10 protein-coding genes are annotated in these 15,166 nt (G+C 39.5%); 8 read left to right on the top strand and 2 right to left on the bottom strand.

Annotated elements, in window-relative coordinates; translation table 11 throughout:
- Nucleotides 1–25: 25 nt before the first annotated feature.
- The 7 genes from AC13EX_RS11905 to AC13EX_RS11875 all read left to right on the top strand — a co-directional run bounded on the left by AC13EX_RS11905 (nt 26) and on the right by AC13EX_RS11875 (nt 9,024).
- Nucleotides 26–907, top strand: coding sequence for an amidohydrolase family protein (locus AC13EX_RS11905; RefSeq protein WP_482892857.1), 882 nt, complete (start codon nt 26–28; stop codon nt 905–907).
- A gap of 31 nt (nt 908–938) precedes the next feature.
- On the top strand, nt 939–2,327 hold the full coding sequence (locus tag AC13EX_RS11900) for a sulfatase family protein (RefSeq protein ID WP_482892856.1): 1,389 nt from the start codon (nt 939–941) through the stop codon (nt 2,325–2,327).
- A complete protein-coding gene (locus tag AC13EX_RS11895) occupies nt 2,328–3,467 on the top strand; it encodes a plastocyanin/azurin family copper-binding protein (RefSeq protein ID WP_482892855.1) in 1,140 nt (379 codons plus the stop codon). It begins immediately after the preceding gene.
- Entirely contained in the window at nt 3,467–4,984 is a 1,518-nt protein-coding gene (locus tag AC13EX_RS11890) for a PQQ-dependent sugar dehydrogenase (RefSeq protein WP_482892854.1), read from the top strand. Before AC13EX_RS11895 ends, AC13EX_RS11890 begins: the two co-directional genes overlap by 1 nt.
- A gap of 272 nt (nt 4,985–5,256) precedes the next feature.
- Complete coding sequence (locus AC13EX_RS11885) at nt 5,257–6,192, top strand: DUF4249 domain-containing protein (protein WP_482892853.1); 936 nt, start codon at nt 5,257–5,259, stop codon at nt 6,190–6,192.
- Nucleotides 6,179–8,575, top strand: coding sequence for a TonB-dependent receptor (locus AC13EX_RS11880; protein WP_482892852.1), 2,397 nt, complete (start codon nt 6,179–6,181; stop codon nt 8,573–8,575). Before AC13EX_RS11885 ends, AC13EX_RS11880 begins: the two co-directional genes overlap by 14 nt.
- Nucleotides 8,576–8,580: 5 nt before the next feature.
- Entirely contained in the window at nt 8,581–9,024 is a 444-nt protein-coding gene (locus AC13EX_RS11875) for a hypothetical protein (RefSeq protein WP_482892851.1), read from the top strand.
- A gap of 549 nt (nt 9,025–9,573) precedes the next feature.
- Here AC13EX_RS11875 and AC13EX_RS11870 read toward each other — a convergent pair.
- Together AC13EX_RS11870 and AC13EX_RS11865 are read right to left on the bottom strand one after the other, a co-directional pair.
- Nucleotides 9,574–10,503 (bottom strand): BF3164 family lipoprotein, encoded by a 930-nt coding sequence (locus AC13EX_RS11870; RefSeq protein ID WP_482892850.1) that lies wholly within the window; start codon nt 10,501–10,503, stop codon nt 9,574–9,576.
- 261 nt (nt 10,504–10,764) lie between these two features.
- Entirely contained in the window at nt 10,765–11,016 is a 252-nt protein-coding gene (locus AC13EX_RS11865; RefSeq protein ID WP_482892849.1) for a hypothetical protein, read from the bottom strand.
- Between the two features lie 1,067 nt (nt 11,017–12,083).
- On the opposite strand from AC13EX_RS11865, the gene AC13EX_RS11860 reads away from it, so the two are divergent.
- Nucleotides 12,084–15,155 (top strand): PVC-type heme-binding CxxCH protein, encoded by a 3,072-nt coding sequence (locus AC13EX_RS11860; protein WP_482892848.1) that lies wholly within the window; start codon nt 12,084–12,086, stop codon nt 15,153–15,155.
- Nucleotides 15,156–15,166: the final 11 nt, after the last annotated feature.

The raw sequence follows: 15,166 nt of genomic DNA, 5'->3' as shown, positions 1-15,166 counted from the left end.
TGCCAATTACTTTAATCAATCCATTATGAACAATTTCGCCATAGATCCCCATTTATACGGACTTCCAGATATAGAAGAATTAAAAGCATTTAGAATTTGGGATACCCATTATCATGGGTTTTTAACAGGAACTGAGCCCATAAAACAACACCAGGAAATGCTGTTTTATGTAAAAAGAATGGGGTTGGAGCGAATCATTTCTGTCGATATAGGGGGAACCCTAAGCGACCCTCTGGATCCTAAGCCGCATGATGCGGCCCAACTAGAAATCTTGAACAATGATCCTGACTGGATTTCCGGAATTATCCCCATAGACCCTGGTTTTCCGGATGAGAGTTTAGCTAAAATGGAAAAGTGGATAGCCAATGGGCCTTGCATAGGTATAAAATATGTTGGAGGAAATAAATTGGGGGTGACTTGCGATGCAGACCAGAATGACAAGATCATTCGCTATGCCGCCGAATTAGGAGCTGTGATTTATATCCATACCTGGATTAAAGTAGGGGGAGAGCCAAGATGGCCCGGAGGAGGAAACCTTGATGGGGAATCAACTCCAATGGATGTAGCGACACTTGCCAAACGATTCCCGAACGTGCCATTGATTTGTGGACATGCGGGTGGTGATTGGGAGTTGGCGGCCAGAGCCATCAGACCTTACGAAAATGTATTGTTTGAATTTAGCGGTGCAGATCCGCATTCAGGTTCTGTGGATTATGCGGTAGATATAGTAGGTGTTGACCGAATCGTTTGGGGTGGACATGGACCAAGTCGCTCTTTTTCTACGGAAATGGCTAAAGTCCTAGATGCCTCCCTTTCCCAGAAAGAACGCATGAAAGTATTCGGTGAAAATTACCGGAAAATTGCAAAACCAATATTTGCATCAAAAGGCATAAATATTACGGTCTAAGTAGCCTATCTGTGAACAAATTGACATGATTATGAGACTTAAAAGCTTGCTCTTTTCTTTATTGTTTTTGGTTGGAACGCATGGGTTTGGCCAACAACAAAAGCCTAATGTCCTATTGATTATATCAGACGATCAAGGCTATCATGACCTTGGTTCCTTTGGTAATAAGGATATTCTTACCCCTCATTTGGATCAATTGGCGGCAGAAGGAGTGAGGTTAACTAATTTTTATGTCACTAGTTCTGCTTGTACCCCTTCCAGAAGTGGATTGCTAACAGGAAGGTATCCGCAAAGAAATGGCACTTTTGAGCTTTTTCGTAACAATATGGTCAATTATGGGCATCGGTATACTGATTACGAATACAGCGTTTCCCCGGAACGGATCTTAGGGACAGACCTTAGAGAAATCTTTATTTCCGAAGTATTAAAAGAAGGAGGCTATACCAATGGCTATATAGGAAAGTGGGATTTAGGCCAATTGAGGCGGTATTTACCAATGCAGCAGGGCTATGACAAGTACTATGGTTTTGCCAACACAGGGATTGATTATTTTACCCATGAGCGCTATGGGAGTCCATCCATGATCGATGGCAATCAGTTAAGCCTGGAAGACAAAGGAAGGTATACCACAGCTCTTTTTGAAAGGGAAGCACTGGAATTTATCAATGGAAGCGAAGGAAAACCCTTTTTTCTGACCTTGGCCTTCAACGCTCCTCACAGTGCTTCAAATTTAGATCCGGAGATTAAGGGCACTGTTCAGGCTACTGAAAAGTACTTGAAAATGTACCCCAAGTCAAACACAAAACGAGGTGAAAAACAAAGGGCATACAAAGCTGCCGTTACCCAAATGGATCAGTCCATTGGTACTATTTTGGAAAGGATTAAGGAAATGGGGCTAGAGGAAAATACCCTGGTAATCTTTCTTTCTGATAATGGTGGTATGTCCTTGGCAGACAATTACCCTTTAAGAGGAGGGAAGGCTCAGTTTTTTGAGGGAGGCGTAAGAGTTCCTTGTTTGGTCAAATGGCCGGGTAAAATTGAAGCTGGACAAACAAATGATGCCTTTTTGACTTCTTTGGAATTGTTTCCCATGATGGTTGCAGCGGCAGGTTTAGAACTACCTGAAGCCATCATTTATGATGGCTTTGACATGTTACCGGTACTTCAGGGTAAAACCGATGCTGAAAGAACAGAAATGTTCTGGGAATTTAGAGGTGATCAGGCAGCAAGAGTTGGGGATTGGAAATGGGTGCAGTCCGCAAAAGGAAATGGATTGTTTGATCTGAAACAGGACATTGGAGAACAAAATGATTTGTCTTTGGAGAAGCCCGAAATTCTGGAAGAGCTTACCCGGAAATTTTCAAAATGGAAAGAGGAGATGGAAAATGCAGCACCAAGAGGTCCTTTTAAGGATTTTTAATTGATACAATTAGCTATGGTTTTAAAATACAGTACACCATTAATTTTCTGTTTTGCGCTCCTGCTACATTCGGCACTTCTGGCACAGGATGAAGATAAGAAAATTACATCCATTGAAATAAAGGCTATTCCCGGTCTTCAATTTGACAAGGTCAGGTTTTCTGTTGCACCCGGGGCGGAAGTCAAGCTCACTGTTACGAATAGTGATGATGACATGCCCCACAATATGGTCATTACTAAACCCGGATCAAGAGCCGATGTAGTCCTTGCAGCCCAGCAATTGGCAGAAAAAGGCCCGGAAATGAATTTTATTCCAAAGAGTCCTTTGGTGCTATGGTCCATTCCCGTAATCTATTCGGGCGAGAGCAAAACCATACAGTTTAAAGCGCCCGAGGAGCCTGGTATTTATCCTTTTGTATGTACCTATCCCGGTCATGGCTTTATCATGTACGGATACATGTTTGTGACCGCAGATAGTAAAATGCCAGCGCTAGAAAACGATGAAAACATCCCGCCTTCTCGAAGGACAGGAGACCAGAAAGTGCTGGATACGGAAAGTGCTGCCATGCACCATCATCCCAAATTACATCCTTACGACAATGTGCCTCCTTACCTTTACCGTGTTTTTATCGAAGGATCCAGCCTTGCAAGTATAGCTGTCCACCTTCCCAATCAATTGTCTTATGCTTGGGATGCAGCATTGTGTCAGTTACAGTTTGCCTGGCAAGGAGAATTTCTGGACAATACCGATCTTTGGCACGGACATAAAAATGCCTATGCAAAAGTGCTCGGAGAAATATTTTATCGGGAGAAAACGGAATTCCCTATACGGATTGGTAGTAGAGAAAACATTCCAAGTCCTGAATTTTTGAGGTACAAATTGATCGATGGCTACCCTGAGTTTCACTATTTGCTTTCAGGAGTGGAGGTTCACGAAATTATTTATCCGAACAAAGAAGGTACAGGATTGATCAGAACAATAAGGATAAGCGATGCGAAAGAACCTGTCTGGTTGCTTTTCAATGCTGATGGGCAAGTGGAGTATGGGTTTAATAAGGGTGAAACAGAAAATGGTGCCTTGAAGTTGAGTCCTGATGAAGCAAAAGAATTTACCATTAGGATGACAAAAACTAACAAGTGATGACAAAAACGAGACATATATTAATTGTACTACTAACTGGTCTTTGTGTTGTTTCAGCCTGTAAGCCCAAACCCCAAGGAGCCGGAGCCTCTTATCAGGTAGCTACTATTCCTGTTCCCGATGGTTTATTGGCAGAAACGGGTGGGCTTGATTTTTTATCAGATGGCCGGTTGATCGCTTGTTTTACCCGAGGAGAGGTCATGATTTTTGATCCTAAAACAAATGAATGGTACTTGTTTGCTGAAGGGCTGCACGAGCCATTGGGTTTGGTGGTAATTAATGACAGTGAAATTGTGGTTTTGCAAAGACCAGAATTGACTCGGATTACAGATACGGACAAGGATGGAATAGCCGATGTATATGAAAAAATAACAGATGATTTTGGGATATCAGGCAATTACCATGAATTCAACTACGGGCCTGTGAGGGATAGTGAAGGTAACTTTTACATTGCCTTGAATACCGCGTCCTCTGGTGGAGGCATTAGGGAGAATGTTCGGGGTGAGTTGCGACTAAATGGCAGAGATGGAGAAGATGGAAAAAAACAAATGTATTCAGTTGTTCCCTACCGAGGTTGGGTATTGAAAATTCAGCCTGATGGTAAAGTGATTCCCATGGCCTCAGGTTTCAGGTCACCGAATGGTCTGGGCTTTGATGATTCGGGTAACTTGTTTGTTACCGATAACCAAAGCGATTGGGTAGAGACGAGCACGCTGTACCATGTGAAAAAAGATCGATTCTTTGGACATCCTGCAAGCCTCGTGTGGCAAGAAGAGTGGAAGGATGCAGACCCATTTTCACTCCCAATTTCAACATTGGACAGTCTCCGTACCAAGGCGTCTGTATTGTTTCCACATGGAATAATGGCCAATTCTCCCACCCAACCTTTATTTATTAAAAACAACGAGCAGTTTAAAGATTTTGAAGGGCAATTTCTGATTGGAGAAATGAATAGGGACCGGATTTTCCGGGTAATGCTTGAGGAAGTCGCAGGGGAATTTCAAGGAGCGTGTATTCCATTTGTTGATGGACAAGGTTTGAGAGTTGGCAACAACCGCCTTGCTTTTGGACCGGATGGTAGTTTATGGGTAGGGCAAATTGAACATGGCTGGAGAGGTGATCAAGGTATTCAAAAGATTTCTTCCACCGGAAACCCACCCATGGATATCGCCAAAATGTCGCTGACCAAAAATGGATTTGCGTTGACCTTCACCCAAGCGGTAAACCCGGAAGGCGCTTTGGCCATTAAAAATTACCAGTTGCGTCGATATTTTTATGCGTATCAGAAAAAGCCGTTTGATGAGCCGGTAGATAAGTCTACGCAAAGAGATTTAAAATCCGTGGCCATAAAAGACATCACCATATCTGCTGATCAAAAGACAGTGGCATTGGTATTGGAAGTACTAAAACCGGGCTATGTTTATGAGCTAAAATTAGACAGCATTTTCAATCAGGCCGGAAAGCCATTGGACAATCAACTGATAGCCTATACCCTCAATAATTTATTGCCTTCGTGAAAATGAAATAGGAAGACAGATTAATACTTAATCTACTATTTCTGAAAGGATCGCAAGCACATTGATAATAAGGAGTAGATGCAATCTATTCCTAGTGTAGTGGCAAAAAAGGCGGAATCATTCAAATAACTAAATTTTTATATCAATAAAAAATTAGTTATTTTTATTGAATAATTAGTTACAGCCTAGTAAGGGAAATGGACTAAATTTATGTTTATTGATTTTATACCCTCCGTGAATTTATTTAGTTATTTGAGATGAATTGTTTTTGAATGAGGATTATTTTTTATACAGTATGTTGCCTTTTATTTTCCAGTTGCATTACAGAATATACTTTGGACGGATCAGAGGGTTTTGAGGAGCAATACAGTGTCAATGGGCTAATCAGGCCGGGTGTTCCAGCATCAATTTATATTCATAAAGTTGGTGATTTGGGAAAAATGGAAACAATATCTGATCCGTCCAAACTTAGGGTTTGGATTACTTGGAATTGGGAAGGTGAGGAAAGAATCGATTCTTTACAGTTTTCGGTAGATTACTTTGAAGGAGATGCCGAACTCAAGTCCAATACTACGTATCACCTAAATGTACTTCTTCCTGATGGGAAATTGATAAAAGCCACAACTAACATTCCTTCACCGGCTCCTTCCTATGATGTTTATTTAAAATTTCCGGCTGGCTTTGTTCAGTTGGATAATATTACCGGACCATTTTCCAGGTTTGTGTTGACGATGCCTGATTCATTGATTGAGGCTAAATATTATGAATCCATGCTTTTGCAGGTAGAGGAGAATGATGTGTCAAAATTTAAAATACAGTACTGTCGAAACGATGATACAGCGACATTAATCGAAAATTTGCCCTCAAATTACCTGCCTTATTTCCTTTTCCAAAACAACAAAGGAGACAAGCTTCCCATGACCTTAAATTTTGATAGCGTTAAAGCTAATCCTTTTTCTAATAGATTTATTTTTCGAATATCCTCCGTGTCCGAACAGTATTTTAGGTATAAAAAATCTCTACTTCAACACCTGGATGTCTTGTCTCATAATTCTGAATTTGACGCCCCCATGCTATTTTTCCCTGATATTTTTAAAGAGCTGCAACCTGTTTATTCCAATATTGAGGGGGCTGAAGGCGTTTTTGCCGGCTACAACCCTACCGATCTTTCTGTAACCTGCAATCTGTCCGGCTATGAGTGTATTTAAAACTGCGATTACAGGTTTTCTTTGCTTAATGAGTATCAGTTTATTGGCGCAAACCACTACGCTAAAGGGAAAAGTCAAAGATGCCGAAAGTGGAGAGGTATTGATAGGAGCAGCTATATATGATACTTTATCCGAAACCGGAACCTTTACCAATGATTTCGGTTATTTTCAGTTGTTTTTGCCTGACGATTCCGCAGGAGTTCTCCGAATAAGTCATTTAGGTTATGAAATGTTTGTTCTGGAATACACTACAGCCGACACAAAAAAAATGCTTTCGGTGGAATTAATTCCTCTAAACCTAAATGAAGTTGTGGTGCAGGCAGAACGTTTGGTAGCAATAAAATCTGGTTCTGAGATCACAATAAGTCATCCTTCCGAACTTACATTACCAACATTAAAACCTGAGATTGATATTTTAGATATAATAAAAAATCAACCGGGGGTTCAGCAAACATTGGAGGGATCTACTGGGTTTTCGGTGCGTGGTGGCAATCCTGACCAGAACCTCGTGGTAATGGATGGCATCCCCGTATATAACGGTGGACATTTTGGTGGTTTTGTATCTATTTTTGATCCTTTTGCGATAAGTAAACTCACTTTTTATAAAGGTGGTTTTCCTGCCAGGTTTGGAGGAAGGGTCTCTTCGGTACTGGATGTCCATCTCAAGCAAGGGGACATGAACGCCTATCATGGGGAATTTCTGATCGGGCCATTGTTCAGTAAACTTGCTCTGGAAGGGCCTATTAAAAAGGGGAAATCTTCTTTTTTGGTGTCTTTTCGTAAGTCCAATGTTGATCTAGTTCTTGGTTCTTTATATTTAATCAACAAACCTGAGGAAAGATATGGCTTGAAGTTTCATGATTTGACTGTAAAACTAAATCATCAATTTAGTGAAAAAAGCAACCTTTATTTTTCCTTTTATCAGGGAAGGGATAGGATTTGGGAAAAGCTGGACAGAGATTATTTTTCCGGAGACCAACCTGCAAATTTTTCCTTCAACCGAACCAACTCCTGGGGTAATTTATTTGCCAATCTAAGATGGGGGAAGGTTATTGGAAATAAACTTCATTTGAACACATCGGTAGCGCTTTCAAGTTATAATTATGATTATTCCCAAGAGGACCATTCTACAAGAGAGGAGAGTACCGATATGAGAAATATCAATAATTATGGGGTGGCTGTAAAAGATTACCTTTTCAAATCAGAACTGGAATATTACCTAAAGAAGAATGTCCAAGTGGATGTGGGTGGACAATTGATTTTCCATGACTTTACCCCAGTAGATACTTACAGGTATCAACTGGATCAATCTGGATTTGGAGCAACAGAAAGACAAGAAAAAGTAAATTTAAATGCCTTTGAGGCCTTTGGTTATGCGCAGGCCTCCATTCACAATAAAAAAAGAAATCTTCATTTTAGGCCCGGACTGAGATTTGGGGTTTACGCTATTGATGACAACAATTTTTTTTCACTTCAGCCTCGAATAATGTTAACCTATCAAGTCCGAGAGGATATAGGAATGGAATTGGACTACAGCAAATCTTTTCAGCCGGTGCACTCGCTTAATTCTTCCGGCACCTCTCTGGAACCGGATATTTGGATTCCTGCCACCAGGAAGTTGGCTCCGGTAGAAAGCCATACTGTTTCTTTTTCAGTGACAAAGAACCATAAAAATTGGTCAGCAAGCGGCGGTTTGTTCTATAGAAGGCTAGAGAATTTAATTGAGATCAACAGAAATAATGGTTTGTCCATAGCAACCACCGAATGGGAAGAGTCAATATTGGGTGGGGGAGAGGGAAGTGCATATGGCCTAGAGATTGGAGGGGACAGGCGTGTTGAGCGGTTGCTGGTTTCAGCCAATTATACCTTTAGCAGGTCATTCCGCAAATTTGACCTGATCAATAATGGTGAAAAATTTCCATTTATCTTTGACCGGCCACATGCTTTTAATTTGGAAGGTAGTTACAAAATATCTTCCCGTTCATCCCTATCGTTGATTGGGACCATTCAATCTGGTCAACCTTTTACCCTAACCAATAAAAGCAATTTTCTCATAACAAATGCCTATTTCAGCAATGTAGCTGGTGCTGATATTGCTAACAATTATGACTTGAATACTCCCTTTCCTGTATTTTTTCAGGAAACGTTGGTCACAGAGAATATAAATGCGCTAAGAATGCCAATCTACCACCGAATAGATCTGGCTTATTCAAATAAAAAAAGATGGAAAAATGGGTTCTTACGAGAATGGAATGTTTCTGTATACAATGTAATGAACAGAAAAAACCCCTATTTTATTTATTTGAATGCCAATAGCAATGGTTTTGAACAATTTACCCTGATGCCTATTTTGCCTTCCATTAGTTATAAATTAAAATTTTAATTCCTATGAAAAAACTACCTAATCTTTTATTCAAGTACCTTATCTATTCCCTATTAATTTTAATGATTGGCTGTGGAGAGGATTTTGAACCTACCTTTCTAGAAAAACCAGATTTAACGATTCTTCCCGGAGATGAAACACAGCAAGCAATAATTGGTCAGGAAATAGTATATGACATATTGCTAACAGGAGAGGATACCAAGTTCACATCGCTTACTGTAATATTGTCTTATGGTGACGCAACCGAGGAGTACAAACTGGTAGACAATGAAATCGATGATTTTATTGAAACTCCCTACAGTGAAAAGTTTTCCTTTCAGCCCACTCAGGAGATGGTTGGAAAGCCGGTTACCTTACAATTTAGCTATATGATAGCATTAACAACCAATTCAGGTGGTGAGGTATTCTCCGAAAAGAGTAAAACTATCAATGTACTTGTTGAGGAATAGGCAAGGTATTGATGTTAGATGAAAACATGATTCCCTTGGCTAAGCATTTAGGTTAAACTGCGACCAGGCTTTGAAAATAGTATTTGTTATAAACTTTTACCGGTTAAAGATTATTTGAATTAAGTCCAGAGGTCAAGACAGTCTCTTCATAGCATTTTAGCGAAAGTGAACTTGTTTTTCGTATCACTGTTCAACCCCATCCGGGGTTGAGGAAAAGGTAGGTAACAGCTTCTCCGTGAGTTTCCACTCACGGTTATTATTGTTCAGGTCCTTCAGACCTGGGATTTGTGAGATAATTGATGCTATCGATTTAGTTCTTTCGAATAGTCCATTATAACGAAACCAAAGAAGCCTAAAGGGCTTCAACAACAATAGCCATGGGTGGCAACCCATGGACAATAGATCCCCATCAATTCCTCAACCCCGGAGTGGGTTGAACAGGGTTTTTTCAATTAGCATATGGTCTTCCGGATGTACTTTTCTTTCGATATTAAGGAGTAGATGGCATCTACTCCTAAAATCCTCACTCCATTTAGATATTTGAAAGGTCTAATTCGCCAATTTTAACGTTGTCAAAATGTCCTTTATGTCATATTTGAAAAACTCATCCGAGTGTACATCAAAGGTGTAAAGTTCTTGATTAATAAAATCAATATCAAAACTTGTAATATGGTTTTCAAGCTTCAATTCCGCCAAAGGATGTCCATTCCAGTCAAACAGTAATATTGACGGTAGTTTTGTTCTATTGGTTTGGTAATTCTTTTTTCCTTCATTAATAAAAACTACACCAAGAAAATCGTCATAAATTCGTGAATTTGCAAAAGTATATATTCTTTCTTCTGGGCTTTGTTTTTGAATCTCTTCAATGTCATATAATTTTTCCCCAATACATATAGTTTTGGCAATAGTGCTGTCTAAGGAATAGATATTTAAATAATTCAATCCTATTGGCATTTCTAAAAATACATTATTTTTATTATTATATTTCGTTATGGTTGACAAAATATTATAATCTTCTCCCTGCACAATAGATGCCTGATTAAGCTTTTTAAGAATGCTTATTTCGGATTCATGACCATCTTTTATAAAAGAACGTATTTGTTGCCTATTTGAATTCTCAATTTTTTTAATTAAATATCTTGAACTGTCAATAAATGTGAAATTAAATAAGAATGGAGGTAAATCATCATTTAAAATTGAAAGCTGCTGATTATTGGTCTCAATAGATTTTGTAATATTAAGCTTTAATAGCCTTCCTTTTTGGAAATCATACAGAAATGCAACTAACTGGTCTCCTTCATTGGTTATTTTGGAATTTGAAGAAGCACTTGGCCCCTGCATAAACTCTAAAGGCCCTTCTCCTCTTTTGAGATGGTCACCATACTTCTGATAATTTAACAAGGAGTAAAATGACCAAAGCCCATTTGGCTTAGTTGTGTTAAGAATCAATATACTATCATAAATGGCAAAATTTCTCATCCCAATTATATCGATGTTTGGAATTGACTTGTTTTGGAGCGAAAAGGTCTCAGGAAATTCAGTCACATACTCTACATTGTTAAAAGCCATGTAGTTGGGATGTTCAAATGAATCATTCTCACAACCCATAAGAATAAATGTGACTATTAAAGAAAAAAGTATAGCATTTAATGACTTTGATAGATAATTTATAAACATGTATTATGGAATTTATTATGAAAGAAAAAGGGGGCGTCAATTTCAAAAAACGCCCCCTACTAATTAACTTGAACAAGTACTTGTACTCGACACCCATGAATTTGTACTATCCATTACCCAAGAACAGGTTCCGCAATATAGAATTTGGCTTCCTTCTTGAATAGTAATTGTATTATAACAAGTACCACTTGTCCCACTCCCAGCAATCGCTTTCTCCAAAGCTACTTGCTTTCCCGAAAACGGTGCTTCAGTACCACTAACACCAAACTGCCAGCCGGCGACTAGCATAAAAGCTACTGCGCCAAAAGTCGCCATTAATTTCTTTGAATTTTTTAACCATTTTTCTAAGTTAATCTGGATTTATATAAAACATTAATTAAACAGCAGTTAAATTGAAAAAAAATGATATTTGCAACTATTTTATTAAATATAAACAAATAAAAGTAGATTTTTATCTTTGATTAAGCATATATTGTGTTTTTAGGTAATGCCAGTATTTTCATTCATAAAGAAATTTATTGCTGTAGGACTGAATCTAAGTAAGAGTGTTTAAATAATCAACTAAATTACAACTGTAAACTAATTCTGAGGCTGGTAATATAATATCTCTTTTTTCTACAATATTTAACTTCGTCCAAGCATTGGAAGCGAATTATTATTACGCTAAAGATAATAAGGAGTAGATGCAATCTACTCCTGGTGGTGGTAATTAAGCGTATAGGTAAGTTGTAAAAATTCAAGTTTGTATTTATATAATATTATTGTAATCCTCTAAAATGAAAATGTAATTGGATAAAATGCAATTGTAGGTTGCTAAAATGGAAATGTAAGCTGCTAAAACGGAATTGTAGGTTGCTAAAATGGAAATGTAAGTGGGGAAAACGTAATTGTAGGTGGGCAAAACAGAAATGTAAGTCGGAAAAACGCAATTGTAGACGGGAAAAATAGAAATGTAAGCTGCTAAAACGCAATTGTAAGATAGAAAAACCAAAATGTAAGAGACATTTCCTTTTTAGCAATGGTGATTTAACCAAGCGTATTTTGCCCAGGTTCCAATCCTTTTGATAATGGATGCATCTTCTTCATGATAACTTTGCGGCAACTTGATTTTTTGGCTAAGGTTTTAGTGCAGACCGTTTATCAAATTTAGCAGGGTTTAAACCGATCTAAAACCTTCGTATTTAGGTCTTTTGTTTAAATATGATTAATTTAATTGCTGTTTATTTCACTCCAGATTAGGTAAGAAAATCCCGCTTCTTTTAGGGAAGTGAATGCAATTGGTATTAGAAAAGCAATAGCAAATCTCTGGTTTAATTCAATTATAAAATATAACAATAGCACATGCATTTCCATTGACTCATGTGGTACAATTTTAATTTACTATGCATCTAAAACATTTAAGGGGATCCATTTGGTTTTTGCTACCCCTGTTCATTTTCGCTTGTAAAAAAGAGTCAGAATTAGAAATCAAGGACCTTGCGGCCAATGAAGATGTGGCCAATTTTATGGAAAATTACAAGGGAAGAGGTGTATTGACCGACAGCCTAGCAACGCCTACGGCTCCCGAAGATGTGCTAAAGGATTTCACTATTCCGGATGATTTGTCTTTGGAATTGGTGCTTTCTGAACCTGATATTGCACAGCCCATACAGGTTAGCTTTGACCATAAGGGTAGAATGTGGGTGGTGCAATACCAGCAATATCCTTACCCCAAAGGTTTGAAAATTACGGCCATTGACAACCATACCCGGGTGAAGTTTGATAAAAAATTGGATCCACCACCGGCAGGAGCCAAAGGAGCAGATAGGATTACCTTTTTTGAAGATACAAATGGAGATGGCAAATACGATAAAAGTACAGATGCCATTTCCGGTTTGAATATTACCACAGGAGTAGCTCTGGGAAGAAAGAAAATATGGGTGCTTAGTCCTCCTTTTTTATTGGCCTATGCGGATGAGAATGAAGATGGATTACCCGAAGGCGATCCTGAAGTACATTTGGAAGGTTTTGGTTTGGAGGATACCCATGCAGTTGCCAATAGCTTGAGATGGGGGCCTGATGGTTGGCTATATGGTGCTCAAGGAAGTACGACTACCGCTAATATCAACTCAAAAGTTTCTAAAAATGTGGCTTTCCTTGGCCAAGCAATCTGGCGTTACCACCCGGAGACCTATGTTTTTGAGCTTTTCTCCGAAGGAGGAGGAAACAATGCCTTTAATGTGGAATTTGATCGGAAAGGCAGGATATTTTCAGGAACCAATGGCTATGACAGAGGTCCCTATTACAAGCAAGGCGCCTACTATATCAAAAGCTGGGGTAAACATGGACCTTTAACCAACCCTTATGCTTTTGGCTACCTGCCCAATATGCCTTTGGAAGGAGAGAAGAAAAGGTTTACCCATTCATTGATCAAATATGAGGGAGCGGCTTTGCCGGCCCATTACAATGACCTGATGTTTGCTATTAATCCTTTGCATAATTTTATTCAGCTGACGGCATTTACTGAAAAGGGTTCCTCTTTTGAAAATGTGGACAAGGAAATCGTTTTGTCCACCACGGACAAGTGGTTTAGACCTGTGGATATCAAATTAGGGCCTGATGGAGGCATTTACATTGCTGACTGGTACGATAGCAGGTTGTCCCATGTGGATCCCAGAGATACCTGGCACAAAACAAGTGGAAGAATCTACAGACTAGGGCCTAAAAATGAGGACAAGCCCATGCAATCCTTTGATATAAGCAGCTATTCTAATGAAAAGTTGGTGCAATTGCTTTCCTATGAAAACAAATGGTTCCGTCAGGAAGCCTTGAGACAGTTTGGCGACCGGAAAGATCCAAGTAGCCTTCCGTTATTGATCAATTTGTTGGAAACAGGAAATGAACAAGAAGTATTGGAAGCCCTTTGGGCAATTAACCTTACAGCGGGCATAAGCGATGAAATCGGCAAAAAAGGACTGAATCACCAAGATCCTTTTGTAAGGATGTGGACGGTAAGGCTGCTTGGCGACAAGCAAACCGTTAGCCCAGCCATGTTCCAGGAGCTTCAAAAACTAGCTACAATGGAGATCCACCCGGAGGTGAGGTCACAACTGATGGCATCAGCCAAAAGACTGCCTTCTGGCCAAACTTTTTCACTTATAGAAAACTTGCTGAACAACCATGAGGATAGCGAGGACCCTGATATTCCATTGTTGACCTGGTGGGCATTGGAAGAAAAAGCAACCTCGGATAGAGAAGGTGTTTTGGCCTTGATGGCGGATGATAAAATATGGCAACATCCAATTATGGAAAAGGTACTGCTAGGCAGGTTAATGCAGCGGTACATTATGGAAGGAGGTGAGGAAAACTTTGCCATGGCTACCCAATTATTGGAAGAGGCACCTTCATCCAAACATGTTAAAATATTGATTGAAGGACTACAGGAAGGTTTATTGGGAAGAGAGATGGTAACCCTTCCAGATAATTTGCTGAAAATATTAGAGAAAAACAACAAGGAATTGGGGGACTCTCCGCTTACCCTGGCCTTAAGGCGCAGGGAAGAAAAAGCCTTGGCAGAAGCATTGAAAATCATCAAAGATCCTAATGCGGAAATCGGATTAAGGTTGTCCTATATTCAGGTCTTGGGAGAAATCAATCAGGATGAAGTGGTTCCTGATCTTTTGAATCTGGTAAAAAACGGCCAATCTTCTCCTGTCATCAAGCAAACTGCTTTGCATGCCTTGCAATCCTACAACCAAAAGGAAATTGGTGAACAACTGTCAAAGGCATACCCGGGATTCAGGGACAATGTCTATGTGAGGGAAGCTGCCATTTCTTTGTTTGCCAGTCGAAAGGAATGGGCGATGGACTTTTTCAATGAAATCGAACAGCCGAAAACCATAAGCCCCGATGACGTAGAGTATCACCTTGCCAGACGATTCAGGTTACTTCAGGATGAGGAAATCAATACACGAGCTGACAGAATATGGCCGAATAGTAAATTGTTGACTTCTGAAGAAAAGACCAAAAGAATCAATGCTTACGGAAAGTTGATTGGTACAGGTGAACAAAATATAAAGAAAGGGCGAACACTATTTTTGAGCAATTGTGGTTCCTGTCACCAACTGAATGGAGAGGGTGGGGTATCCGGTCCGGAGCTTACCGGCTATGACCGATCCAACCCAGATTACCTACTATTGCACATTGTAGATCCAAATGCAGACATCAGAGAAGGATATGAAGTGCAAAGAATTGTAACGACGGATGGACGTATTCTAGAAGGAAGGCTAAAATCACAGAGTGGAGGAACGGTCACCATTGAACCACCACTAGGGGGTAAATCTACCGTTTTGTCTCAGGAAAGAATTGCAGCCATGGAAGTACAGCAAACGACCTATATGCCAGAGCGGATATTAGAACCCCTTTCAGATGAAGAAGTTAGTGACCTTTTTGCCTATTTGATGCAGGTTAAATAATTGTAAACCCA

It is taken from the genome of Cyclobacterium sp. L-R, from assembly GCF_056859355.1.
This window is presented reverse-complemented; position numbering and strand designations above follow the sequence as displayed.